Origin of the sequence: Pectobacterium betavasculorum, from assembly GCF_000749845.1 — a bacterium.
Classification (GTDB): domain Bacteria; phylum Pseudomonadota; class Gammaproteobacteria; order Enterobacterales; family Enterobacteriaceae; genus Pectobacterium; species Pectobacterium betavasculorum.
Map to the genome: position 1 here is coordinate 1,412,783 of NZ_JQHM01000001.1, position 24,863 is coordinate 1,437,645.

The following is a 24,863-nucleotide window of genomic DNA, read 5'->3' on the forward strand; positions in this document are numbered from 1 at the left end:
CTCGACACAGGCTCATTGATTTGCTGGTACAACAGCTTCACTCGACGAATTCGGCTAAACATTCGGCACTTGAAAGGGGATGATAAATAAAGCGCTTGCCACCAACACCAGAGCCGTCCATAATAGCGCCCATTCCAAACGCTGGAATGAAGAAAAGCATTCTAATCAAAACGTTACTGATTAAGATGTTATCTCCTGTACGACCGTAGCTCAGTTGGTTAGAGCACCACCTTGACATGGTGGGGGTCGGTGGTTCGAGTCCACTCGGTCGTACCAATTCATGTTCTAAAAATATTACCCTGCGCCCGTAGGTTAATGAATGTGAATTGAAATTTCCCTTACTCGTATCTTGTTAAATTCCTCAAAATAAATTCAACGTTTATTCGTTCGCTTTAATTTAAATGATGCAAGCCACACAGCTAACCGATACATACTACCGAGTAGCTAAACCGAGCTTTGGCTATTGCGCCAATGCCTGATCAATATAGCGGGTAAACAGTTTGTAGAGTTTCCCTGGTCGTGTCACGCTCAGCACAAGCTGAATGGCTGGAACGCTGGGAGCGCCGTCTTCCGGTCCCAGAACATATAGCGCCTCGGAAAGAGCACTCTTCGGCAGTAAACCAATCCCCAGTCCATTTGCCGCCGCGCCTCGGATGTTATCAAAAGACCCGCTTACATAAGAAAAGTAATATGGACGTCCAACATGCTCCAAGGCAGAAACCGCGCATTTCCGGATCACACAACCATCTGGGAAAGTGACGAGAGGGATTTCATCCATCTCACTGAAATTCACTGCGCCTGAACTGACCCAGTGAAGAGATTCCACACGCAGAATTCTTTCTGTTTCAGAAATCAGCGGCTGTCCCGCCATTCCTTTAAGGATCACCACATCCAGACGTTGCTGTGCCACCATCGAAGACAGCACATTTGATGAAGCTGCCGTGATTTCTACCCTTAGTCCAGGATTTTCCTCAAGGCATAACGAAATGATTTCATGCAGATTCTTAACCTCAAAATCATCTGGAACGCCAAGTGCTACGCGACCTGTCATAGGGGATTTCTTCAATGCGCCAATTGCTCGATTCGTACGTAGCAAGATATCACGGGCAGCGGGCAGCAACTGTCGTCCTTCTTCGGTCAAGCCAAGAATGTGCCCCTGACGCCGTTCGATGAGGCGACAGCCAACATCTTCCTCTAAGCGTTTCAGGCCAGCACTAAGCGTTGATTGCGTTCGTCCCAGCTCTTCACCCGCGCGTCCAAAACCTCCGTATTCCGCGATGGATACAAAGATACGCAGTTGTTCGAGCGTGATACCACGCCCCTCTATCCGCCCTACTTGCGCTCGCATCGTTATCCTACCTCTTGAGATTATCGTTATTGATTAAATCAATTATCAGCACATCATAATTCATTTAGAAGTTTATGAAACACTCGGCAAGATCCAAGGGTCGATATCGTCAAAAATTAGTAAATAAAGAGGCTCATCCATGTTCTTGATTGTCGTTCCCCTATTTCTGGTGATTCTCGTTGGCTACTGTTATGGAAGAACAAGGTCCGACAGTGGTAATGCAGATAAGTTAATCAACGATTATGTCTTGTATATTGCGCTACCAGCCTTGTTGTTCATTGCCGTGGCACGAGCAGACACTGGCGATCTGAAACAGTGGGGTTTTATTCTGTCAACGCTGATCGGAATCACGGCGTCCTACGCGCTTGCCACATTGTTGGCAAAGCGTATGAAGATCGCGCTGCCACACTCCTCCATTCTTAGCATGGGGGCGTGTTATGGCACCACGGGATACATGGGTGTGCCGATTTTGATTTCAGTCTATGGCGAACAGGCAGCACTGCCCGCGGCGCTGGCAACTATTCTGCACAATATCCCAGCTATCATGGCCGTGATCGTCAGTTGGGATGTGTTCTCTAAACGGGTGACAGGTGCTAACACGCGGCTGATTCAAAGTGTAGGACGCTCGGCGCTGACTACCGTGAAGAATCCATTGACGATCTCCGTACTTGCTGGCTTGGCATTCGTTCTGTTCGATATTCAAGTCCCTACCGTCATCGAATCCTTTGCGCGTTTTCTCGGCGGTGCAGCAGGCCCAACCGCATTATTTGCACTAGGTCTGGGTCTTGCCAGACTGAAAGTCAGAGAGCACCTGAACGTCACGGTCAGCAAAACGGTGCTACCGATGATTGCGCTAAAACTCGTGATACAGCCCATCATTACTTGATGCGCCGCACGATAAATGCGGCACATCCTGCGCGATAAATTAAACACCCGCACTGTTACGCATACTGTAAAAAAATTACAAAATTATGCATCGCAAACTGGGAAGTGCTTATAGATGGTAGACATGCCCACATCATAAATAATTGCCAATTGCTGTCTGCTGTGTCCCGCATTCAGTAACCGTTTAATCATCTCCCTATCTTCTAATGTAAAAGCTTGTGGTCTACCACCAATACGTCCTTTTTCTCTCGCAGCAGCTAATCCTGCTAACGTCCTTTCAACAATTAGCTCTCTTTCCATTTCGGCAAGGGCTGACATGACGTGGAAGAAAAAACGCCCCATTGGGGTTGATGTATCTATGCTGTCAGTTAATGAACGAAAGTGAATACCTCGCTCATGGAGTTCAGAGATCAATGTAACTAAATTCTTCACGCTGCGCCCCAGTCGATCCAGTTTCCAAACGACGAGCGTATCTCCCTTTTCCATGCATTTTAATGCACGTCTAAGTCCAGGCCGATTAGCTATCCGCCCGCTCATTTTGTCTTCAAAAACCTGTTCGCATTCTGCGCTAATCAATGCATTGCGCTGTAAATCACTGCATTGGTCATTTGTTGACACCCTCATATAGCCAATTTTCGCCATCTGTAAGAATCCACTTATAATAAAGAGAGGGGGATTTTTACAGATGGGCCACAGCATGGCACTCCTGAAAACCTCGGTTTTGTGGAACAGTTGATTTATCCAGAGGGAACAGAAAATGCACCGGGCACAATCACAGCAAATAAGTCAGTAAATGTAGCCAATCCATTTAATACTTTGGGCTGCATGATTCAAATAGAATTCCTAATTGACGACGAATGGGGCGTTGCGTGCAATGGAATACATGAGGGAACTGTAGCAGGCCAAACGATGGGGATAGGAGCTAATTTTTTAGATAAAAATACGATTGTGATAAAGACTGGTAGCGCTACGATTACACGCGGTGGTTTATGGGATGCAAATCCGTGGAATAAGGGGCAAATGAATAGCGCAAAATATCGTTTGCGAGTCATTAAATTGACATAGTATTGTGGCCCGGTGGGCCACTAATTCACACAGCATTAGCAATGACGTGATAGTAAAGTTTTTTTGTATTGCCAACGCCATTTTCATTATGACGATCCCAAGAAATGGAAAAGCCAGTGTTAGTAACATTAGAAACCCGTACTGTGTAGGCATTTGCGCCTGCGTACCCCCCAATGTCATTAGTCACAATAAAAATCACACCATTCGTTTTCACAGGAAACAGAGCGTCTTTACTTACGCCTATTGTCACATCCACATTAGCAAAAATCTCAATCAACCCGCCTGCATATTTTCGCCAGTAAAATCCCGCGCCAGACCCCGTATCAATGATTCCCACAAAACCGAGATTTTCAGGAGTGAGGTTGATATCTTTTGTCCCATCAAATGCAACACCATTGATCTTGCGGGCTGTCGTCAGTTTAGTCGCTGCTGCTGCCGTTCCCGCAGTTGGCAATGCTCCGATGTTTGCCGGAGTTAGAGCGATATTCGCCGTGCCATCAAAAGCCACACCATTAATTGTACGTGCTGTCGCCAGTTTGGTCGCTGCTGCTGCCGTTCCCGCAGTTGGCAATGCTCCGATGTTTGCCGGAGTTAGAGCGATATTCGCCGTGCCATCAAAAGCCACACCATTAATTGTACGTGCTGTCGCCAGCTTGGTCGCTGTTGCTGCCGTTCCTGCAGTTGGCAATGCTCCGATGTTTGCCGGAGTTAGAGCGATATTCGCCGTGCCATCAAAAGCCACACCATTAATTGTACGTGCTGTCGCCAGCTTGGTCGCTGCTGCTGCCGTTCCCGCAGTCGGCAATGCTCCGATGTTTGCCGGAGTTAGAGCAATATCCGCCGTACCATCAAACACCACGCCTGCGATCTTTCTTGCTACAGCCAGTTTGGTCGCTGCCGCCGCCGTCCCACCTGCAGGTAGTGCGCCGACATTAGCCGGTGTCAATGCGATATCCGCCGTGCCGTCGAATGCCACTCCGGCTATTTTCCTGGCCAGTGATAATTTGGTGGCTGCCGCAGCCGTTCCTCCGGCGGGCAACGCGCCGATATCCGCCGCTGAGGGTTTATTGTTTGGACTGTAGACGCGTTGGCCTTTTTCCTGAAGTAAGGCTGAGTTAACCGTATGGCCGAATTCAACATTCCCTGTAGCCATATTGATTCTAAATGGACGTAAATTATTCCATGCAGCGTAAGCAGCATCTTTATTTGTTAACAGGATATAAAAGTCTGAACCATCGTTACGAAAAATAGCGCCATATCCGCCGTTAATTAAACGTAACGCATCGGCCACCGTTGAAATCAACGCGCCAGTCAATGTACCACCCGCAATCGGTAATGCGCCTACGCTGGCTGGCGTCAGAGCAATATCGGCAGAGCCATCGAATGCCACGCCTGCAATCTTTCTTGCTGTCGCCAGTTTCGTTGCTGTCACCGCCGTGGCGGTTTTTCCCAAATAGCGGCCATCACCAGTAGTAATGTCGGGGATATCGCTGGCTCCGGTGCCTACTGCGCGGGTAGCGGCAGATTTTAATCCAACATTGGCCATGAATTTGGCTTTGTCGGGAATGTCTGCGCCGTTTTGTTCTTTCTCCAGCTTTTGCGCCAGCTTATTCAATATCGTAGTTGAAAAGTTGGGGTCATTCCCTAACGCAGTGGCGAGTTCTTTTAGCGTATCCAGCGCTCCCGGAGAGCCATTGACCAGCGCGGCAATCGCCGCCATCACGTAGGCTGTCGTGGCGATCTGCGCGTTATTGACGCCTGTGGCCGCAGTAGGAGCCGTTGGCGTTCCCGTCAGCGTCGGGCTGGCTTTAGGTGCATACTGGGTATGCGGGTCGGCCGCTTTGACATGCGATTGCAGATCCGCGCCCGTTTTTTCCTGTTGTTCCTTCAGATATCCGGTGCGATTAGCCAACTGTTCCGCCTGCCGGTTGGAAATACCGCCGGGGCCACCAATCACGGGGTCGGACGTCTCCAGTTGGTAAATGCCGTCAATCCACTCTTTTTGTTCAGGCAGGTTAGCCATTATGCACTCCCGTGATTGTAGCTGCCGTCATATGACGCGGTTTCGTTGTAGCGAATAGGCACCCCCAGATATTCCAGGCTGGCCAACAGGCAGCGGGCGGGGGCAATCATTTCCAGTGTGTTACGCAGCATCTGCGCCTGGTCATTGGTGATGGGTTGTTGCAGCAGAACGCGGTAGACCGGCCATTTACTGGGGTCTCCATAGACCATATGGCCGTTATAGCTGCGAATGCCGTTATAGCTGAGGCGTCCGATGTGTTCGATTAACTCGATATCGCCAAATCCGAGGCTGCGTATCACGTCACGAACGGCCCATTCCGTGCCTTTGAATCGGTGTCTTTCAATGGCCGATTTAATCATGGCGCGGCGGGCATCTTCAGATTCAGCCAACTGCCAGCCGTCTTCCTTCAGTGAAAACTGCTCGGCCAGTGCATCCAGTGCGCTGTTATCAACGATATCGACCAGATAGACAATCACGGCCTCCACCTGTAACGCGTCGAATCTATCCAGCAGTGACGCCAGAACGCTAAACCGCAGGTCAGACGCCAACGGGGGCGGAAGCAGGTCTTTACTCATCAGCCGAACCTGAGACGGTTATGGTGATGTCGGTGCAGATGGCGAGCTGCCAGTCGTCCAGCACCGTTAACGCCGGAGACAACAGCTCCACGCTGTAAACGCCGTCGAGCAACAAGGCCGCATTAATCTGACTGGGCACGATGTCCTGCCCCAGCGTTGCCCGACGCTGTTTTGTCCAGGCTAATGCCGCCTGTTGTGCCGCCTGCTTAACTGGTAATGCCTGCACATCGCGCTTTAGTGTCAGCCTGGCATGGAGTGAATATTCCACAGGAACCGGGGATTTAGCCGCGACGGTGTCCGTGAGCGGGCGGACTTTTTCATCCGAACAAACGCTGATAACCTGCGCCAGCACGCTGTCATCGGGTAGTCCCGCTGACATCAGAGGATATAAATGAACGGTGCCAGGCTCGGCCCTGACCACCGCAACGTCGACAATATCGGGGTGGGCGCTCAGTGCGTGATAGCGGTACGCCAGCTTTGAGCCTGCGGTGCTGAAGGACTCCGGGGCCAACTGGATACGTTCGCGCAGCCGGTCATCGGTCTCTTCATCAGAGCCACCGACACTGGCAGTAATATTGGTCACTGTGAAATCGACGTCGTCAATCTCATCCAGCAGCGTGCTGATTTGCGCCGGTTGCCAGTTATTGCCGACCAGCCCAGCCTGCGTACAGGTTGCCGTCACTGTTACGTTCAGTGTGCCAGCCTTCATTATCACATCGCTATCCGTGGCAAACACGACGCTGTCGGACGCGCTGACGCGGGTGCCGACGGGAATCAGCGTATCGGTTAGTAATGCGCTTTCGACGCTAAATTGCAGCGTCGTCTGTCCGGCCAGCGCCGCAAGACGGTACGTTCCCACCAGTTCGCCGAGGTAATCCAGCATCGGGGCGCGGGCATAACGCACCAGATTCTGTTTGGCCGCATCCTGAATCGCGCTGCGTACCAGCATTTCACGGTAGGCCATCAAATCAATCAGCAGGCGTTCGGCCTGTGCCGGATACAACGTCTTATCGCTGTCTGCCTCATATTTTGCAATCAGCTCAGCGGTAATCTTCGCTGCATCGCGTTCAATGAAGACCGGTTCCGTCGTTACCGCCATAGCACCTCCGTAACCTGTAGCACGCCGCTGGTTGTTTCCCAACTCAGGCGCAGTGCCATGTGTGTACCATCAATTAACGGCTTCACAGCCAGCAGCTTGCAGCGCGGCTCCCAGCGTTTGATCGCTTCGACCGTCTCCCGCACGACGTGCGGAATGGCTCGGTCAATCGGGTAGTCGATGTAGCGATGCAAGTTGCTACCAAATTCGGGACGGTGTGGATCGCTTCCGCAGGGTGTGCGCAGAATGATGTGAATGGCCTGAGTGATATCGGCAACCCCCTCGACGAGTTCGCCAGGGTGCTGCAGGGCCGGTTGCCAGTAAACAGAATTAGTATTCATGGGGGCAGTATCGCCCCCGACAGGGTTGTGTAATATTAAAGGGGCTTAATAAGGCATGAATAACCAAGGAGACAGATGATGGATATTATTCAATACGATTTGAACACGTTACTTTTTCTAAAAAGCAAAAATCATTTTCAGCCAGGGGTGATACAAACTCCAGAACAAGCTGGCTACTCGTATTTGCACAGCCGAAACGCAAACCACATTATTGATAATCTGACTACACAGACCGCTCTAGACAACATCGCTTTCTTCACAGAGTTCAATCCTAATACCTCTGGGTGGGACGTTCAAAAAGTAGAGGTTAAAGATACCTCTGGTGAAATTACTCCTTATTAAATCAGTGAGAATGGTGATTTGAATTACCACCGGCATCCATCACCGAACCGGTGGCATCAATATCCCCCTGAACGCTGACATTGCCCTGAATCGTTGCCGCTGCGCCACTCCCGCCAGAGCCTGCCATGCCGCCCTGATAGGTCAGTTTGCCTTTAACCAATAGATCGCCCGTGACTTCCGTTTCTGGTGCATCAATGGTGGCCTTTGATGTTTTCACCGTCACGTCCGTACCACAGGCGATCACGATATGCTCAATGCCGCCGTTGATGGTTAATGTATGCGTCTTGCGGTCATAGTAAAACGAGGCGCTGTCGGCATAGGTAACGCCGCGTGCGTCCGGGTTATTAACAGGCGGTTTATCGACACTGGAGTAGACCGCGCCCACAATAACGCCATCCTCGCCATTTTCATCCAGTAGCACGACAACCTGCTCGCCGACGTCGGGCAACCAGTAGTCCTTATTGTTCTGGGTATTGTGTTGCAGCACATCAAGCCAGTTGGTACGCATGTTATCGCACTCAGGCAGGCGAACGCGGGCGCGGACGTTTTGCGAGTCAACGGCGCTGACTGTGCCCACCTGTCGTGATACGCTCATTTTTTCTTTTCCTTTACGGTCGTTGTCGTAGTAGTCGTGCCATCTGCTTTGTAAACCGTCAGCGTCTGCGTTTTCTTCTTTTTCTTGCCATTGGTCACCGGGCCACGCGACACCTCCAGTTCGGTCACGTAACCGCTGCTGCGATCAAACGAATGCCGGGCGCTGGTAATAAGCCATTGCCCAGATAGCTGACCAAATTTCACCAACTCTATTTTGTTGCCGGCAGTGAGTTGCGGCGTTCCCATCACCGCCAGTGAACCGGTCTGCTGATATTCGTTATGTGAATCCAGTGCAGCATCGGCTTTGAGTTGCGCACTGTCTTTGTCCGATGAACGGCTGGTGACCTTGAGTGTGTCCGCACTGGTGGTTTTGCCGCTCTCTTTTCCTGTGGCTGTCGTCGTACTTCCATCTGAATGGTACGTCACCAGCTTTTTGTCACTGGCTTTCTGGTGCTTCAATTTTGCCGACTTGTAGACCTGGTTGATGGTGTCACGCAGAGAATAACGGGCGACGTCGGTGGGTGATAATTGCTTAATGGGATCAAGTTGTCGCAAGGTGGCCAGATGGGAAAATATCAATTGGTCGCTGACAACCTTAACGGCATAGCCATACTCGCTGGCCAGTCGCTTCAGGAAGCCGACATCGGTTTCCGCATACTGCGTGACGCGATCGACCTTTATTGACTCAATACCGCCGACCAGTTTCAGGCTGTGCTTTTTGGCAATGCGACCTGCGATAGCAGCCAGTGTGGTGTTCTCAAACCCCCGACTGGATTTAGTACGCAGCGCAGTGTTGACTGACGTGGCCACACCGCGAATGGATACCGTTGACGGCGGCGCACTGACTTCAATCTCATCGATAGAAAATGTCCCACAAGACAGCAGTTTCTCACCGCTGTAACCGAGCTTGAGCGTCAACGTATCGCCTTTCCCCGGATACCACTTATCCAGCCAGCGGCCGTCAGTGTCATCTAGGGCAACCTCGATTGTGTCCGACTCAGACTTGATATTGTCGCTATAGCTGACGCGGGTGACGTAAGGCGCAATATCGTTGGTGATATCTTGCTTCAGATACCACAGAGTAAATACCGGTTGCAGGACGTCTGAGGTGCCAGGCAGCGGCGCTGTTTGTTGAATTAACGTAGCCACGGTGCAACCTCCTCGGCGTTTTCTACTTCATCTTGTTCAACCATTGGGATCAAGAGAACGATGCCGGATGGTAATGAGGGCGTAACGGCCACATGCGGGTTCGCCATGATGATCCGGTCATAGCCCAGCGGATCGCCATAATAATGTTGTGACAGCGAATCCCACCGGTCACCCATTTTTGTTACATGCTCGATGTACCTCATGCTTTCCTCGCCACAATGGTCGATGTCATTTTACTGAGTGCCGGAGAATTGTTTTTCAGCAGCACGCCAGCGGCATCGAACTGTCCGGAGACGGTATTCAATGCGGCGGCCAGATTGCGGCTGTCAACGCCTGCCAGCGATTGTCGCGCCGATGCCACAAACATTGCAGCCTGACTGGTATCACGGGCTAACCGCACCGCATCAGGAAAGGTATCTTTGACGGCATTCAACGCAGGAATAGATGACATTAGTGGCGCAGTAACGCCGCCTATCTGTGACATCAGACCGGGAATACGGGTTAGTGCAACAGTCGGATTGGTCGCCATCTTTTGCACCGCACGTACCGTACTGGCGGCGGTGGTAAGGGCAGACTGCGCTTTTTTCGCATAGCTCACTGCGTCACGTACCGATTGCGCCATGCCACTGGGTTTGGTGACGGCACTGGTGACAACGCCCGTACCAGGAATGGCGCTATTAATCGCGGGCGGTTTTTGCGGGCTTTTCGGATCACCGATATACTCGCGCAACGTCACTTCCGCCGTCATAGCCATCACGTTCCCGGACGAATCGGTCTGCTGGCTGCTGGCCGTCACGGCGGTAATCACAAACCAGCCGCGATAATCGCCATTACCGAATACCAGCGCCAGTGCCTGATGCGCCCGCATCGCGCGGCGTAACCGCGACAGCTCGTTATCTGGCGTGCAATACAAGCTGTGGAATACCAGGCTAATGCGGAACTCATCGAGCTGCTCGCCAACGAACTGCAGCCCTGGCTTCCCCTCAATTCGGCTGTGTTCGGCATAATCGACGCCGAACGTCGATTCAAAACCATCCCAGTAGGTAATCAATTCAAACTCAATATCACCCAATACGGCAAACATTAGGCATACCCCCGACGCTGTTGTTGCGCCACAATGCGCTCCATCATCTTCTCCAGTTCGTGCAAGGACAGATTCAGGGCACTGGTAATTTCAGGAGTGGCTGGCGTTTTCTGCCCATTGAGGTAGATGTTCGGTGAGAACGTCACACGCAAAACGCTGTCCCGCTCTCCGCTGCCAGCTTGGTCTTGCTGCCGGGAGGTCGGCATTTTAGGTATGGCAGGAGGCAGTGGCACGTCCGGTGGTGTCTTTGTCAATGACTCATCGGGTATTACCTTTGGTTGCGGTATCGGCTCACGGGTGAGATACGGCATGACAGGAACGCGCAGAGGTGACACTGGAACGGTAATCGCAGGCAAGGATTGCGCCAACGATAGGGGCTGCGTGGTGACAGCAGGCATATCCATCTGCGGCACTGCGGGGGTTAATGCCTCAGCCAGATTCTGCCCCGCTTTGGCGGCCAGCGGTGTGGTGCGGCTAATCCCTATCGCAGCCCCCTGCGATATATTATCGCCGAATGTTGCAAATACCCGGCTGGGGGAATGAATACCTAATTTCTCGGCAAACCAGCCCTTAATATTATCGCCTAGTTCACCAACAACCTTTTTTGCGCCTTCCCAGGCATTTCTAATACCGTTCACCAGACCACTGATAATATTTGCGCCAAAGTCGGTAAACTTGCTCGGCATATCAATGCCGAAATATTTCATGACCTCAGCGAATACGGTGTAAAAAATACCGATGGGTGACCAGTTCAGAATCAATTTTGTCACGCCGCCGATGCCGCCGCTAAATGCGGTTGTAATATCATTCCAACGAGCACGAAACCAATTACTGATAGGCTCCCAGTGGCGATAAACCAGATAGGCTGCGACGGCGATCCCCGTCACCAGTAACCCGATGGGGTTCATCAGCAATGCGCGGCCCATCATCATCACGGCACGGCCCACTAACGTAATACCGCGTAGTAACGCGCCACCCAACACGCGGCCTAATACCAGCGACACGCGCCCCAGCCATCCAGCGCCACCGGCCAGCAGTCGGATGCCGTTGAGGATCCCGCTGCCAAAGAGCCGCCCGACGGTCATTACACTATTCCCCATCCACAGCAGTCCGCGACCGGCTAACTGGATGCCGCGCCCCAGCCCGCCGCCCAGCGAACGGGAAAGATTGAGCGCGCCGCTGGATAAATTAGCCAATACGCTAAGCCACTGGCGAGCACGGCCACCGGCACCAAATGCAGTTTGGAGTAACAGCCATTTGGAACGCAGCAGTACCGCGCCTTTCCAAAGGTCAACAACAGGGGACAGCAGCAGATTTAAGCCCAGTTTGGTGCCGATCGCCGCTGCTTTAAAGGCCAGCAACCCGGTTGCGGCCATCACCACGCCTTTCACAATTTCAGGGTTGGCGGCGATCCATTTCCCAGCCTGATCGATAAGCGGGATGATGGTTTCGCCCAGTGAGATTAGAGCGGGCTTTAATGACTCGCCAATGCCGATAGCCGCTTCATTCATGCGTATTTGGGTTTGTCGCCAGCGTGCCTCTAACGTATCGTTCTGCTTGGCTGCGTCTTTATCTAGTGTTTGTTGGGATTCAGGGCTATTCATTTCCGTTTTGTTGGACTGATATTTCCCCCAATCCTGACGCATCGAAATCAAATGCTGGGCGGTCTGAATATCAGTAAATATTTCTGCCATCCCGAATGATTCAAATAATTTTTGCTGCGTATCTTTATCACCGATTGCACCTGCTTTCTGCCACTGATCGGCAAATGCTTTGCCCTTGCTATCAATAAATCGGTTGGCAATCATGAGAGAGGCTTCATATTGCGAAAATCCCTTTGCAACATAATCCTGCATGGACGCTTTATAGTTGATGCCTGCCTTCTCATACTTTTGAATCGTATCGCTGCGGTTCATTGCGGCCAGCCAGTTGGTCATGTTGGTGACCGCCTCTTCAGCAGAACCAGAACCTTTCGCCACTTCCAGACTGGCGACGATCTGGGTAATGGCGTCTTTACCGACAATCCCTTTGGCTGCAAAAGACTTTGCCAGTCCCGGTAATGCTTTTGCCATATCTTTCAGTTCAAACGACCCCAGCTTTGCCCCCGTCGCTGCCATAGCAAAGGCTTCTTCCATTTCTTTGGGATCGGTGATTTGCAGTGCAGAGCTGAAGGCATACGTCATCTTCGCCAGTTCTGTCATATCGCCTTTCGTCGCGGTGGCGGTTTTACCCAGCATGTTGGCAAACTTTGCGGCTTCTACGGGATTCATCCCATCCGCAACCAGTTGACCGACGCCGCCCAGTAACGCCTCCTGTGTCTGGTTGACCTTTAGCGCGGCTTGTCGAATCGCCGTCCCAATAGCCTGTTCCTGCGCCTTATCCAGATCGCCCGTCACCGCAATATCTCGTAGTCCCGACTCAAAACTGGCGTATTGTTTTACCGAACTCACAATCGGTGACGCTACCGTTCTGGCCACCGCATAAGTCTCCGCGCCTTTGGCGTAGAGCGCCATCCGGTTTGCCCGCGCCGCATCGCTGGTTGCCGCCGCTGTAGCGAGTCGGTTCTGCTGGCGCTGTAGCTGTTCCATCGTGCGCCCGACGCGTTGCAGGTCGCTGTTCAGTCGCTGGCTGGCGCGTGAACCGAGCTGCCCATAACGTTCCGTCGCCCGCGTGAGTGCATTTTGGCGATCCTGAAGGCGACGGGTGGTTTCACCAATCGAATCCAGCGTGCGGCGGGTTCCCGTAACGGCGCTGCGAAATGCACCGGATACGGCTCCGCCAATAATCACGCCTATGGAAAATTCTGTGGCCACGATTTATGATTCCTTTTAACGATGCGAAACAGGGACACGGATATGGAAAATGCGCTGATGGTATGTAAAGGACTGCTGATAGCGGTATTCGGCGGGACGTATCTTTATCTGCTGACAAAACTGGTTATCTATACCGTTAACAGCAGCAGTGAGCCGTTTGCCTGGGTACTGATGATTGGCGGCGGTGCTGCGCTATTATCGCTGGCCCTGGCACTGGCCGCGTTTCTCCTGCAACCCGCCGTCTATCTCCTTGCCGCGCTATTTGCGGGCGTCGGTGCCTTGATTAGTCGCTATCGCCGTTCTCACGTTTAATCTGTTCGCTGGCTGTTTCCAGCCAGCTTTCAAACTCATCCAGATCCAGTTCGTTCAGTTCACTCGGCTGAAACCGAAACCACCTCGCCAGCAGCGCCTGCGCCTGAATCAGTGTTTTCGGATGATGCAACCACCCCTGTAAGGTGCTGAAATCGTTTTTGCAACGCCAGATAGTCAGCTAAATCCATCCTATCAAAATCTTCAGGTGGCAGACCGCTGGAACGCGCAATCAGCAGGTCATCCCAGTCTTCGGCCTTATCACTGATTTTTCGTACCGCTTTGAGGTCTTTGACTTGCAAGCGGCGCAGGGACAGGGACTCCAGTTTGACGCCAGCGGCAGTGGAGTAAGGAATCGATAACGTAAAGGTTTCAGACATGTTGATGCTCCCGATGACATTAATGTGAATTAGCGTTCAGGGGCAGTATGGCGAGGGGCAGAGAAAATCAATATTAATGGCAGTTAACGAAAAAAGGAGGGAAACCTCTCCCTCCTTTATAGTTAAAAATACAGCGTTTGCTTAGTCCAGTTGCAGCACGCCATGCAGCTCAGACTCGGAATAGGCAATCAACCCGCAATACTCCGGCACGAGAGTGCCATCATTGGCTTCAAAGGCGGGAATGGTGCCATGGGTGATGGTATACGCTGGCTGGCCTTCCGATTCTGCAAACTCAGCCAGCGCCTTGATCTGCTCAGCGTTTACTACGATTTTCTCGCTCATAGTATTTTACCCCCCGATATTGATGCGATAGTCCGTCAGCTGGTCGATGCCGCCCACGCGGAAGATATTGGCCAGATAATCCAGCTCCAGCAGCTCTTCGCCGTCCAGTACCTGCTTCAGATAGGAACAGGTGAAGCTACTGGAGAACTCGGCGTTCTCATGCTGCTTGAAGGTTCCCAGCGGGTTCTTCTTGAACATGATGGTCATGTACGTTACCAGCGGGATTTCATCGATACGCCCCTGCGAACTGTAGCGCTCGACGCTGGAGCGGCACTGCAACGCCAGCGTCTTGTAAGGGTTCGCCGCGCCGAGCATCGCGTCCCGATAGAACGAGTTCCACTTGATCTCGCCTTCGAGTTTGTCGAATCCGGCGGGCAGTTCAACCTTGCCCACCATCCCCAGCGCCTTATGCTCCTGCATCACCATGCTGACATCCGGCAGTTTCACCTCTTCAGCACGTCCCAGCAGGTTCACCCCATCCAGATAGATATTGGCGTTGGTGATACGGTTCACTTCAATTTTCCCGGCCATCAGCTATTGCCCTCCAACGTGACCAGATATTCGGAGGTGATCTCCGTCTCGAACGTCAACCGCTCTAACGGCGGTGGCGGCGTGTATTTGTAGCTCAGCAATAGGTGGCCCGCTGCCAGCTCCGTTTCCTCATTGCGTGCCGGGTCATACCAGCATTTGAAGCCCAACAGCGCACCGTCACCAATCAGCTTGCGGCCATAGCCGTTCACCGACTCGGTCAGCGCGTCGATCAACGCCTGAGTGATCGGCATATCGATGTATTGCTGGCTGAAGTAGCGGATGGACTCGTTAATCACATCACCGGTGCGCCGCACGTTCTCAAAGTTGCGCATATGGGTAACGGTTGGCCACGCCGCACAGCGATTGCCCCACAGGCGTAGTCCGGAGCCGTAGCTGTTGAACACGGTGGTAATGCCTTGTTCGTTCAGCAGATTCACTTCACTGTTCGGGTCGTCGATCATCGCTGATAACTGACGCTCCACGCCGGTGATGCCCAATAACTCCTGATTGGAAGACGACCACCAGAAACCTCTCTCCAGGTCGACTTTGGCACGCAACCCCGCTGCACGCTGTGACAGCGGCTCCAGCCGTTCAGCGTTGGTTTGTGCGTCATAGACCTTGACGTGCGGATAGCACAGCCGCACGCGGTCGGAACTGGTGTTGAAATTGATGGTGCCGGTCGGGCCGCGACCTGCCAGCACCTGTGCAAAGGTGGTGCCAATCGGTGCATCGATATAGGCGATGGCATCGAGTTTGTCAGCCAGCGCAATCAGCTCCACGCTGACGCTGTTCTGGGTACAGAACACCGGTGCAATGAGGATTTTGGCAAAGAAGCCAAACTGGTTATATGTATCGTGCAGCAGCTTCATGCCGGTACGGTTCCCCGCCGCATTGACCGCGCCGATAATCTCCGCCGCCGTCACTTTGGTCGGGTCAGCGTAATCGTAGCTGGCCAGCACCGCCTCATCCGTGGGAATGTTGTTATTCAGTCGGGTAATGACACCCGTCTGTGCATCGAGCTGGTAGTCAGTGCCGTCACTATACGGCGTGGTTTCCAGCGACTGGCGCAACACCAAATTAGCGATGGCACGGTGTGCCAGTTGGGCTTTTCCTGTCGCGGCTGCCACCGTCACACTGACATTATCGACATGGGTTTTATGCACGTCCGGGTCAAGCACGTTGATGACCAGCACCGTTCCCGCGCCGTGGTCATAGATAGCATCCAGCGCCTGCGGGATGGTGAAACCACTGTATTGGCTGCCGAACTGCGCCGCATCTTTCTCCGACAGGCACAGCGTGACGGTATTGACCGGCCCCGTGGGTGCGGTGCCGATGAGGCCGATAACAGCAGATTTAACGGTTTTCACCGGACGTGCGCCGTTTTCCACCTCCGTGGTTTCGACGCCGTGTAAATAGTTAGCTGCCACTGTTCACCTCCGTTTTCTCTTCACCGGCATTTTTACGGCGGGCAGCGGATACGGCGACGACATCCGGCTCGGCGTGTAAATGCTTCAGCGCGACCAGGGTTTTGACGTAGTCGTGCGCCTCCGGGAGTTCAACCACAGTGTCTGGCCACAGCAGCACCTCAGTGCCGTCAGCCAGCGTGACGCCGCTGGATGGGCCGGTATAACGGTATTTCATGATTCGCTTTCCTCATAGTTGACCAGGGACAGTAACGGCCCATCGGATAAATCGGTGTCTTCCAACTGGACGGATTCGGTGGAGAAATCCAGCGCGTACTGCCACAGCCCGCCGACATTGCCCAGGAACACATCACGCACCAGCCAAATTTTGCGGCGGCAGTTCGGCGGTTTGTAACCGCACAGCACCCGACGCACGACATCGAGCACCGCTACCGCGCCCTGACGACCGTTCAACTGACGGAACACCACGGTGGTGTTCAGGGTAATGGTGTGCGACTGCATCACCGCGCCGACATCTTCCGGCTTGCCAAAGCGGGAACCGGCGTAACTCACCAGTACCGCGCCAACCGGATGATTAAGGCGAAAGTCAGCAGGCTTTTCCGGGAAATACTCAATCTGTAGCTGAGGCAGTTTTTCCTTCAGACGAGCGACAACCGCTTCGATAACCGGATTAACATCCATCAGTATTTCTCCAGCATGCCGTCATGACCGCCAAAGGTTGGCCGACGCGCCCGTACCCGAAACTCGCCGGATTCCGGTACATCCTGACGGGTTGACGGTAAGGCCAGCGTCAGCTTCGCATCACGGATCTCCACCAGTTGACGCGTGGCCACTTTGTTGTCGTCTTTGACCGTATCCGGCATCGTCCCTTCCGGGCGACGGGCATATAATCGATAGCGGGTCAGCGTGACCGCAATGTCGCGTAGCACGGTGGGGATTTCAGTCAGCGGCAGGGTGTAACGCCCGCGCAAATGGGCGTCGATCAGCTCATCGGCGTAGCGAATGCAACTGTCCACTACCGTAGTGTTAACCGGAGGTGGCGCATCAAATCCCACCGTTTCATTGGTCAACTGGATCAGCGTGGACTCCGGCACCTGTTCCAGTAAATCCGCCAACGTGCAATACATGGCTACACCCCGCGCAGGATGCGGATGACGTCACCTTCGGCGAGGGCTGCATCCAGTGCGATACCATTTGATACGCCCGTTTCTGTCAGTAGAACGGCTCGGGCGGACTCGTCGGACTGGACAGACATACCACGCCCGACAGCCGCACCGGCTTCCACGGCAACGATACCCAGCACATTAACCGGCACGGCGTCACCCGTGGCACCATCCACCTCGGCAACGCCCAATGCGGCAGCACCTGCCTGACACGGTGCGTTATCCGCGCCGACAAAACGCTGCTGTGCCAGGGCAGCAGTAGCCAGAACCGTGGTGGTCAGAATGACCTGTTGTGTGGCTCCCATAATGCCCCCGTTATTTCAGGATATTGGTGATGAGATACCCGGCATCGCCGCCAACTACCGCGACTTTGTAGATATCGGTGAAACGCACGTAAGAGACTTTGCCGCCCACGCCCGGATATTTGTCAGAAACAGGCATCCCTTTGCGGCGGAAGGTGTAGCCGAACGACGGTTCGTTTTCGTCCGCGCTTTCCGTATCTGGCTGTGGTGGTGAAACGTAGTGCAGCATCAGGTTGTCAGCCCAGACATCGATAGCGGCTTTCTTACTGTCCGGGCTAGACACCGGTTCACCGATCAGCACCTTATTGATTTGGAAAATGTCTTGCAGGATTTCCGCTGTGATCCGTTTACGCTCGTTAGCCCCAATTTGTGCCTGAATCGCTGGGTGATAGCGCAATGCTGACATGACGCTGGCGCCCATCGTCATCAGATTCGGGCGTAAGCCCGTTGCGTTACGGACAGCTTCGATACCCGCTTCAATCGCGGTGACGGGCTCACCCTTGCCATTTCCCCAGCGTTCTGCGGCGGCCAGCGCTTTTTTCGAGCCAGCCAGATAGACCTTCGGGTCTTGCGCCAACCGGGCGGCATACAGTTCACGTTTCAGATTGACGCCGTTGGTCGCACGACGAATGGCTTTTGCCTCTTCGTTGAACAACGACTCGGCCTGTTCGCGGTAGTCGACCGGCGCGGCCAAATCATGCTCATTGAGCACCAAATCCATCGAACTGGACTTCTCACGTAGCAGAACGTTACTTTCTGCCCCGACCGCACGTTCGGTGTCGTATTCAACGAATGCGCCTTTACCAAAAAGCGGCACCACAATGCCTTCCTTTTCCACCTGAACGATGGGGAAGATGCTCTCACCGATAAACGCGGCATTCTTGTAACCCCGTGCCACACTGGTCAGCACCGGGTCAACGACGCGTTTACCTCTTAAATAATCAGACATGATGTCTCCTTTTCTTACGGTTACGGATTGCTGCGGTTACAGGCAGCGAGCGACAGCGGCGTCGTAGCTAATGCCTTCTTTCTTCGCCAGTGCCGTGGCTTTTTGGTGCAGTGCCAGGCGCTCAGGATCGGCTTCAGCAAATTCCACTGACGTCGTGGTGAGATCGACGTTGACGCGATCTTTGGTGGCGTGCTCACTGAAATCCAGTACAGGTGTCGCACCGCCTAACAGTTCCTTAAACGCGCTGGCCAGCGGCTTTTTCACCTCACCTTCGGCGAACTCAACCGGCTGCTCGCCTTTGGAGACTTCATCCAGCAGCGCCACGACAACCGCTTTTGCGGCTGGCACCAAGCGGCCTTCCGTCACCAGTTTTTCTGCAAAGGCAACGTTGCCGGTATGCACCGTTTCCTGCCGCTGCTTCGCATCAGCAGCCAGTCGGGTGGCGGCGTCTGCCTTCAGGCGGGCGTTCTCGACCTGCAGGGCCTCAATTTCTTCTTTGGTCACAGTGGTGTCCTCATGGGTAGATGTGGGATTAGCGGGGTTGGGTTCCTGAAATGCTGGGTCGGTTTGTACGGTTTTGTCCTCCCGCATCGCTTCATCACGCAGCGTGTCGAGTTGCCACGACGGCAGGACGCTATCGGCGTCTTCCATGCCGAATTTGCTGATGATGAATTCACGCAGGCGACTGAACAGGCTGGCGCTGGTCATCATTCCCCAGTCGGCGAACTCGACCACGCCATCTTCCTGTTCATTGAAGGCTACCTGCCTCAACCCCTTAATCGACGGCGGCTGTGCACCGAGGAACCCTACATGGCGCAGATAGAGCGTGCCGGGCTTAGGATTATTGGGTGAATCAGGCAGGTAGAACGAGGCGGAAACCTTCTTGTAACGGCCTGCATCCACCAGTTCGGCGAACTGTGGATCGACCTGCTTAGGCTCAGCCAGCAAATCGCCGCCGCTGGTTGACAATGAAGCCACCCAGCCATAGGCCGGAGCATCCGCTTTAGGGTGGCCGATCACCATCGGGGCCTCATGCACCGCCGGATCATAAGCCGCCGCACACGCGACCAAATCAGCAGGCGTGAACGGCAATTTCGTGCCGTGCATATCGGTATGGGTGCCGGATTTAAAAATGTGGAGTGGCATAGTGCTGTCCCAGTTTGGAAAACTCAGGACAGTGTCAACGGAACCGTTAAAGTTGGCTGTTAACCCCCATTAAGAAAAACGGGGAGCAAAGCCGGTTTGGTGTGGTGGGAATAGTGCGGCTGTAAAGCCTTTATAAAGGAATTTAAGCCATTTTTCAGGATAGGCGGCACATTGGCTTAACTGTGCCGCGTGAAATCAACGCTGCGCCGCAGATTCAAGATGACGTTGGACGGTGTCCAGCACCGAATTGACCGCATCGGGTTGCAGATTGCCGTCTTCATCCATCGGCAGATAGGGACGGGCGGGCAGCTCGACGGATTCATTGCGCCCGGTCTTACCGCCAAACTGGTGAATAGCAGCGTAGACGGTATTGGTGCCGATCATCGCCGTGCTGGAATCATATTCGGTTGACACCGAACCTTGCAACTGCCCGGTTTTGCGCAGCGTCTGGCCGTCTCGCTCTTCCGCCGCCTGTGATACAACCCATTCAGGCCGTCCGGTCTCGTCAAAATTGATATCGGTTTCCGCGTGCAGCGTGCCTGCAATCTTGCGCATCGCCGGGGTCATGTCCGTTGCGGCACTCTCCAGCGCACGCAGTCCACGACGCAGATCGCTGTCGTTAATCGTGATGCTGACGGTACTCATGACGATAACTCCTGTTTAGCCAGGGACGTGAGGCCGCCCTGATAACGGGCCAAGTCCGGGCGATACGCCGCGCCCGGCGCATACGACCATCCCAGATCGGTACTGATTTTGGTGCTGCCGGTATTGAACGTGGCCACGCGTTGCATCTCGCCGGTTTTCTCCGAGACCAGCTTCAGTTCCCAGCCCATCGCATTAATGGCGTTGGCCACCTTCAGCCCGCGCCGTTCGATATCGTGCTGACTCAGGGCGATCACACTACAGCGGCAGCGCCAACCATTCGGCGGGTAGAACGCCTGCCAGAACGGGTCATCTAACCGGAATACCATGCCATGCAGCGCCAGATGACTGTGGCGCGTGTGGGTGTCGCGGATAGCGTTGTACATCCCATAGGGCCGATCGTCGATGTTTTCCATCTGTTCAGCCCATCGACCACTGCTGTAAAGCACCGACATATTGGTGCGGAAGATGGTATCCAGCCGCCACGGACTACCCTGCTGAATAGTGACGGGTTCACCGGTCACCGGATCGGTGGTATCACGCGGCCCCCACCAGCCTTTCTTCTGCAGCACCGGCTCCAGCTCCTTATGAAACCAGCGGTCAGTCTTGCCGCCATCTAGCGTTTCCTGCAGGGCGCGGCGGATATCTTCCAGAATATCCAGCCGGGTCACTTTAGCGACGGTAAAGGCGCGGGCGTGGGCGTCCTGCCAGACCTCTTCCCAATCCCAGCTTATCGCGTAACCCTTTGCCTGCAGATAGCTGATGGCCCGTTTAGGTGGTAGCGTCATGCAGTAGGCCAGCTCAGTCGCGGTGATGCTCATGCAGATGCCCCCAAATATTGGCGACGAACAGGATACGTGCCAGCCGCTCTTGCAGGTCGTCGGCCTTCATCTGCGGATACAGTTCCGCCAGTTCGCCCAACAGATCGCCGGGACGGACGCCGGACTGGACGCGTTCAAACAGCGGAGCCAGCAGCGGCTCCAGTACGCCGTCGAGCTGGCCACCGTTCATCACAATATCCAGCGCGGCATCGAGCGCGTCCTGTGCGTCAACGTCAGCATTGACGGCTTCCGCGAACGCCAGCGATTGGCCGGGTTCTTCCTGCGGCGGCGTTTCGTCAATATCGCCGTCCTGCAACTGGTACTCACGCTTCCAGTATTGCGGGGTAAACGTCACACCCGCGCGGTTTAGCTTCTCATCGCGTGTCGCCTGTACCTCATCAACGGATTCCTGCTCCCATAGCTGATACACCGGCGCGACAACGTTACTGCCGAAATTGAGGTCAACCACCCAGCGGATCAACTGATTGATCGAGCTGGTCACGATATCGCTGTCGCCATCCCGGATATCGTCGGTGACTTCCAGCCCGGCCTGCGCCGAGGCTTTGTTCGCTGTTGCTTCGGTGGTCTGGTTTTGCCCCAGCAAGGCGATAGCGATTTCACTGCGCGATACGGCGATCAGATTCTGGTAAATCTCGCTGCTGTCGGCTTTGCCCGCCGCTTCTTTGATATCGACAGACGAATCATCAGGAATAGCGGCAACGGCGTCCTCGATCATTGCTTCCAGCGAATCCAGCAGGTTGTCGATTTCCCCTTGCGGCGTGCCGCGAGGATGCTTGCCGATCACCCACGGTGTGCCGTATTTCTCGGCAAACCGCACCCAGAACTTCATCCCGCCTTTTTTAAAGGTGACAGGCCAGAAGCACATCGACAGGTCGGGGAAACCATACGGGTTGTCATAGGTCGCATCCTGGCGTGGAACCAGAAATTTGTAGTCTGGAATAGCTTCCCCCTCAAACCCGCTGTCACGGGAGCGAAAGCGCAGCCGGTTGTCGGTGTCGAACTGGAACCAGTCAGCGGGCTTACCGACGATGTCGCTAACATGCCAGCTTGTCCCGGAGCGTTGCCACATCACTTCACAGGGCTGGTAGCCGTACAGCACCGCATCGGTCATTTCCCCGATAATGCGCGACATATCCATATCCGTCAGCATATCGCGGATAAAGCTGAACACCCGGACAGGGGCGCTCCCTCTGTCGACGCCGCGCTCCAGCGTTTTCACCGCAGCCTTACGGCGACGGATACAGCCGCCAACCAGCGGATCGGTGCGTAGCTCACGATAAATACGAATATCCTTTCCCTGCGCTTTCAGGATCGGGTCGGGGTTCGGCAGATACATGCCCAATCCGTAGAAATCCATGCTGCGGTCACGTGAGGCGATCTGCTCGCTGAGTGATTTCTTAGGCTCGGAAAAGGAAACAAATTCGGTGGGTGAAACCCAGAGTCCGCGTGCCATTAGTAGTTCTCCAGTAGGCGGGCAGACGTTCTGCGTCTGCGGGAGGATGCCGTCACCGGCCCTTTGTTAATTTCCCGGCTGGCGTAGTAGGCCAGCGCCAGTGCAATGGCTGCGTCACCGTGGCGCTTACCGCCATCTGATTTGGCTTTTGAACGCTGCTCCGGCACGCGGGGAACGCCATTCACCACCTGAATGGCTCGCAAATCATCCAGCGTATCCTCGTCTTTTGGCAGATCGACCAAATTGCCGTCTTCCAGCGCAGCTTTGACGGGCGGCATATTGTCCCGATACCAGCCTTCTGTTGGCATGACCTGCTGCACCCGGCTGGCACCGTAACGCTGCATCGCGTATTCCGCCAGATAGGCACCGTTGCCCCGCGCGTCGAATGCCGCCCCCAGTAACATCGGCAGGCCGTCCATCAGATACCAGGTGATCTGCTCCTGCTGTTTGAACGGCACGTTGCGCAGCTCCAGCACGAACGGCACCTGCCGCACCAGATTCTTCTGTTGCAACAGGGGATAATCTACCGACAGGTCACCACTGCGGCCAAAGTCACGCCCCAGAAACGAGCGGGCACCACTCGGTAGCGCATCCAGCAACGGTTTCAGATGGGTGTCCAGCCAGTCCTGTGTTTCGCTCCAGCGGGTTTCATCGGATTTCAACTCATAACCTTCAGGGCAGGTCAGACGTAAAACAGGGGTATCGGCTGACATTCGGGATTCGATCAGGGCACGAGACAGCCAGGCTCCGCCACCATTAGCCGGGATGCAGTCCAATTCTTCGGATGAACCCGCACCATAGAATTTATATACCGATGCCATCCACGCTTGCTCGGCTTCTTCCGACCATGCTTTCCCAGTACGCAAGCAGACGCGGTGAAAGAGTCCCTGTGCTACTGCTTCCTTAAAGGTGATGCGATGTACACTTCCACCTTGTCGTCCCGCACGGATGTCAGTGATCGTAGTATTAAATTCATTGTCATCGCCATCATGGGTGGATATAACCCGTACTTTTCCGCCCCAGATAAGCATGGCCATTGCCGCTTTAAGCAACTCTTTTAATTGCTCATGGAATGCTGCCTCATCAATTACGATGATGCCCTGACGGCCACGCAGGTTAGACGGACGACTGGACAATGCGACGACACGAAAGCCAGAGTCGGGGAATTTGATGGTATAGGTCTTGATGTGCTTGTCGTCTTCGTCCTCTTCCCAGAAACCTTCTTCAATCTCGCTGGCCGCATAGTTAAATGCCCGTGCCCACATCGCACAGGCCTGAATATACTCAACCGTCATGTCCTGGTTATAAGCGATGTAATAGACGTTCATACCACCGGCAGGCGCTGAAGAGGCAGCGGTCAACACGTTATCGGATGCCTCTGCCCAGGTAATACCGGTACGGCGGCTTTTTTCATAAAATTTGAGTGGGGACGTATCAGCAATCCAGCTTTGTTGATAGGGCAACAGAACGGGAGGTGCCTCATAGCCAGAGGTATCGGGTAATACAGGAGCCAATTGCATCATGTGGCTATCCCCAGAATCTCCCGACGCAGCGCCTGTACGGCATCGGCTGACAAACCACCTTTGCGGGCAATCTTCTCGGCATTGCTGGCCGCTTGCTGCGCTTTGGTTCTGACTTCAGCCTGGAACTTCTTCAGATTGACACTGGCCCGCGACAGGGTGGCGACGTTCTTTGCCACTTTGGACAACAGCGCGACACGTTCTTTGGGATCGATTTCCTCTTCGTCAGCTTCCTGTAACTGGACGATGCTTTCGAACAGTTCAGTCTGGATCAGTGCGATGACCGCCTCCGAACGCGCATCCTGATCGTCCGCCGCGCCTTCGGTCAACATGCGGGCGGCTTCCGTGGCGGCACGAATAGCGCCGAAACGCTTTTCAATCTTCTGGCCATAACGGTGGATCGCCGATTTACTGATGAGGTAACCCTGCTCACGCAGCAGGCTCTCCAACTCCGCATAACCGCTGAAGCCGGATTCGGTCAGCGCCCGCTCCAGCCAGCGGCGAGCCGCTTCCGGCAGTTTGTCGATAGTGCTGCGACGGGCCAT

The 24,863-nt window shown here is 54.1% G+C and carries 30 protein-coding genes and 1 tRNA gene; 5 read left to right on the forward strand and 26 right to left on the reverse strand.

The genetic code is table 11. The annotated features are described in order from the left end of the window. Positions 1–199 precede the first annotated feature (199 nt). Positions 200–276 (forward strand) — tRNA-Val (locus KP22_RS06350). Between the two features lie 184 nt (positions 277–460). Here the strand turns inward: KP22_RS06350 and KP22_RS06355 are convergent. After that, entirely contained in the window at positions 461–1,348 is an 888-nt protein-coding gene (locus tag KP22_RS06355; protein ID WP_039299147.1) for a LysR family transcriptional regulator, read from the reverse strand. Between the two features lie 139 nt (positions 1,349–1,487). On the opposite strand from KP22_RS06355, the gene KP22_RS06360 reads away from it, so the two are divergent. Next, a complete protein-coding gene (locus tag KP22_RS06360) occupies positions 1,488–2,234 on the forward strand; it encodes an AEC family transporter (protein WP_039323506.1) in 747 nt (248 codons plus the stop codon). Positions 2,235–2,317: 83 nt separating this feature from the next. On the opposite strand, the gene KP22_RS06365 is transcribed toward KP22_RS06360, so the two are convergent. Then, positions 2,318–2,875 carry a recombinase family protein gene (locus KP22_RS06365; protein ID WP_039305365.1) on the reverse strand — a complete coding sequence of 186 codons (558 nt, stop codon included), beginning with the start codon at positions 2,873–2,875 and terminating at the stop codon, positions 2,318–2,320. An 81-nt stretch (positions 2,876–2,956) separates the two neighbouring features. On the opposite strand from KP22_RS06365, the gene KP22_RS06370 reads away from it, so the two are divergent. Beyond that, on the forward strand, positions 2,957–3,298 hold the full coding sequence (locus tag KP22_RS06370) for a hypothetical protein (RefSeq protein WP_039305185.1): 342 nt from the start codon (positions 2,957–2,959) through the stop codon (positions 3,296–3,298). A 25-nt stretch (positions 3,299–3,323) separates the two neighbouring features. Here the strand turns inward: KP22_RS06370 and KP22_RS22705 are convergent, their stop codons facing one another. From KP22_RS22705 to KP22_RS06390, 4 genes are read right to left on the reverse strand one after another with little or no spacing between them, the layout of a single operon-like run. Next, positions 3,324–5,321 (reverse strand): phage tail fiber protein, encoded by a 1,998-nt coding sequence (locus KP22_RS22705; protein WP_052012478.1) that lies wholly within the window; start codon positions 5,319–5,321, stop codon positions 3,324–3,326. Beyond that, a complete protein-coding gene (locus tag KP22_RS06380) occupies positions 5,321–5,896 on the reverse strand; it encodes a phage tail protein I (RefSeq protein ID WP_039305182.1) in 576 nt (191 codons plus the stop codon). The genes KP22_RS22705 and KP22_RS06380 overlap by 1 nt, the downstream gene beginning before the upstream one ends. After that, positions 5,889–6,995, reverse strand: coding sequence for a baseplate assembly protein (locus KP22_RS06385; RefSeq protein ID WP_039305180.1), 1,107 nt, complete (start codon positions 6,993–6,995; stop codon positions 5,889–5,891). The genes KP22_RS06380 and KP22_RS06385 overlap by 8 nt, the downstream gene beginning before the upstream one ends. Then, positions 6,986–7,333, reverse strand: coding sequence for a GPW/gp25 family protein (locus tag KP22_RS06390; protein ID WP_039305177.1), 348 nt, complete (start codon positions 7,331–7,333; stop codon positions 6,986–6,988). The genes KP22_RS06385 and KP22_RS06390 overlap by 10 nt, the downstream gene beginning before the upstream one ends. Before the next feature lie 75 nt (positions 7,334–7,408). Between KP22_RS06390 and KP22_RS06395 the strand changes: the two genes are divergently transcribed. Then, positions 7,409–7,675 carry a hypothetical protein gene (locus KP22_RS06395; RefSeq protein WP_156103740.1) on the forward strand — a complete coding sequence of 89 codons (267 nt, stop codon included), beginning with the start codon at positions 7,409–7,411 and terminating at the stop codon, positions 7,673–7,675. 1 nt (position 7,676) lies between these two features. Here the strand turns inward: KP22_RS06395 and KP22_RS06400 are convergent, their stop codons facing one another. The 5 genes from KP22_RS06400 to KP22_RS22365 are packed head-to-tail and all read right to left on the reverse strand — an operon-like array spanning position 7,677 to position 13,315. Continuing rightward, a complete protein-coding gene (locus KP22_RS06400; protein WP_039305171.1) occupies positions 7,677–8,270 on the reverse strand; it encodes a phage baseplate assembly protein V in 594 nt (197 codons plus the stop codon). After that, the gene (locus tag KP22_RS06405; RefSeq protein ID WP_039305167.1) at positions 8,267–9,418 is read right to left on the reverse strand and encodes a phage late control D family protein; all 1,152 of its coding nucleotides are present in this window, start codon (positions 9,416–9,418) and stop codon (positions 8,267–8,269) included. Before KP22_RS06405 ends, KP22_RS06400 begins: the two co-directional genes overlap by 4 nt. After that, positions 9,406–9,621, reverse strand: a complete 216-nt coding sequence (locus KP22_RS06410; protein WP_039305164.1) for a tail protein X — start codon at positions 9,619–9,621, stop codon at positions 9,406–9,408. Before KP22_RS06410 ends, KP22_RS06405 begins: the two co-directional genes overlap by 13 nt. Then, a complete protein-coding gene (locus KP22_RS06415; RefSeq protein ID WP_039305161.1) occupies positions 9,618–10,502 on the reverse strand; it encodes a phage tail protein in 885 nt (294 codons plus the stop codon). Before KP22_RS06415 ends, KP22_RS06410 begins: the two co-directional genes overlap by 4 nt. Continuing rightward, positions 10,502–13,315 (reverse strand): phage tail tape measure protein, encoded by a 2,814-nt coding sequence (locus tag KP22_RS22365; RefSeq protein ID WP_039305158.1) that lies wholly within the window; start codon positions 13,313–13,315, stop codon positions 10,502–10,504. Before KP22_RS22365 ends, KP22_RS06415 begins: the two co-directional genes overlap by 1 nt. A 42-nt stretch (positions 13,316–13,357) precedes the next feature. Between KP22_RS22365 and KP22_RS06425 the strand changes: the two genes are divergently transcribed. Then, positions 13,358–13,627 carry a hypothetical protein gene (locus KP22_RS06425; RefSeq protein ID WP_039305156.1) on the forward strand — a complete coding sequence of 90 codons (270 nt, stop codon included), beginning with the start codon at positions 13,358–13,360 and terminating at the stop codon, positions 13,625–13,627. A 59-nt stretch (positions 13,628–13,686) separates the two neighbouring features. On the opposite strand, the gene KP22_RS06430 is transcribed toward KP22_RS06425, so the two are convergent. From KP22_RS06430 to KP22_RS06500, 15 genes are all read right to left on the reverse strand, one after another. Then, positions 13,687–14,004 carry a phage tail assembly protein gene (locus tag KP22_RS06430; protein ID WP_039305153.1) on the reverse strand — a complete coding sequence of 106 codons (318 nt, stop codon included), beginning with the start codon at positions 14,002–14,004 and terminating at the stop codon, positions 13,687–13,689. Positions 14,005–14,145: 141 nt separating this feature from the next. Further along, positions 14,146–14,346 (reverse strand): hypothetical protein, encoded by a 201-nt coding sequence (locus tag KP22_RS06435; RefSeq protein WP_039305150.1) that lies wholly within the window; start codon positions 14,344–14,346, stop codon positions 14,146–14,148. A 6-nt stretch (positions 14,347–14,352) separates the two neighbouring features. Continuing rightward, positions 14,353–14,877, reverse strand: coding sequence for a phage major tail tube protein (locus KP22_RS06440; protein WP_039305147.1), 525 nt, complete (start codon positions 14,875–14,877; stop codon positions 14,353–14,355). Next, positions 14,877–16,304, reverse strand: a complete 1,428-nt coding sequence (locus KP22_RS06445) for a phage tail sheath subtilisin-like domain-containing protein (RefSeq protein WP_039305144.1) — start codon at positions 16,302–16,304, stop codon at positions 14,877–14,879. Before KP22_RS06445 ends, KP22_RS06440 begins: the two co-directional genes overlap by 1 nt. After that, a complete protein-coding gene (locus KP22_RS06450; RefSeq protein WP_197061572.1) occupies positions 16,294–16,521 on the reverse strand; it encodes a hypothetical protein in 228 nt (75 codons plus the stop codon). The genes KP22_RS06445 and KP22_RS06450 overlap by 11 nt, the downstream gene beginning before the upstream one ends. Then, positions 16,515–16,982, reverse strand: coding sequence for a Gp37 family protein (locus tag KP22_RS06455; protein WP_039305139.1), 468 nt, complete (start codon positions 16,980–16,982; stop codon positions 16,515–16,517). The genes KP22_RS06450 and KP22_RS06455 overlap by 7 nt, the downstream gene beginning before the upstream one ends. After that, complete coding sequence (locus KP22_RS06460; protein ID WP_039305136.1) at positions 16,982–17,428, reverse strand: gp436 family protein; 447 nt, start codon at positions 17,426–17,428, stop codon at positions 16,982–16,984. Before KP22_RS06460 ends, KP22_RS06455 begins: the two co-directional genes overlap by 1 nt. Positions 17,429–17,430: 2 nt before the next feature. Continuing rightward, on the reverse strand, positions 17,431–17,769 hold the full coding sequence (locus tag KP22_RS06465; protein ID WP_039305133.1) for a capsid cement protein: 339 nt from the start codon (positions 17,767–17,769) through the stop codon (positions 17,431–17,433). A gap of 10 nt (positions 17,770–17,779) precedes the next feature. After that, positions 17,780–18,715, reverse strand: a complete 936-nt coding sequence (locus KP22_RS06470; protein WP_039305130.1) for a hypothetical protein — start codon at positions 18,713–18,715, stop codon at positions 17,780–17,782. A gap of 36 nt (positions 18,716–18,751) precedes the next feature. After that, positions 18,752–19,861, reverse strand: coding sequence for a hypothetical protein (locus tag KP22_RS06475; protein WP_039305127.1), 1,110 nt, complete (start codon positions 19,859–19,861; stop codon positions 18,752–18,754). 195 nt (positions 19,862–20,056) lie between these two features. After that, complete coding sequence (locus KP22_RS06480) at positions 20,057–20,506, reverse strand: phage virion morphogenesis protein (RefSeq protein ID WP_039305125.1); 450 nt, start codon at positions 20,504–20,506, stop codon at positions 20,057–20,059. Continuing rightward, positions 20,503–21,324, reverse strand: coding sequence for a phage head morphogenesis protein (locus tag KP22_RS06485; protein WP_039305121.1), 822 nt, complete (start codon positions 21,322–21,324; stop codon positions 20,503–20,505). The genes KP22_RS06480 and KP22_RS06485 overlap by 4 nt, the downstream gene beginning before the upstream one ends. Beyond that, complete coding sequence (locus KP22_RS06490; protein ID WP_039305118.1) at positions 21,305–22,798, reverse strand: DUF935 domain-containing protein; 1,494 nt, start codon at positions 22,796–22,798, stop codon at positions 21,305–21,307. The genes KP22_RS06485 and KP22_RS06490 overlap by 20 nt, the downstream gene beginning before the upstream one ends. Continuing rightward, the gene (locus KP22_RS06495) at positions 22,798–24,321 is read right to left on the reverse strand and encodes a terminase large subunit domain-containing protein (protein WP_039305115.1); all 1,524 of its coding nucleotides are present in this window, start codon (positions 24,319–24,321) and stop codon (positions 22,798–22,800) included. The genes KP22_RS06490 and KP22_RS06495 overlap by 1 nt, the downstream gene beginning before the upstream one ends. Then, positions 24,318–24,863, reverse strand: coding sequence for a DUF3486 family protein (locus KP22_RS06500; protein WP_039305111.1), 546 nt, complete (start codon positions 24,861–24,863; stop codon positions 24,318–24,320). Before KP22_RS06500 ends, KP22_RS06495 begins: the two co-directional genes overlap by 4 nt.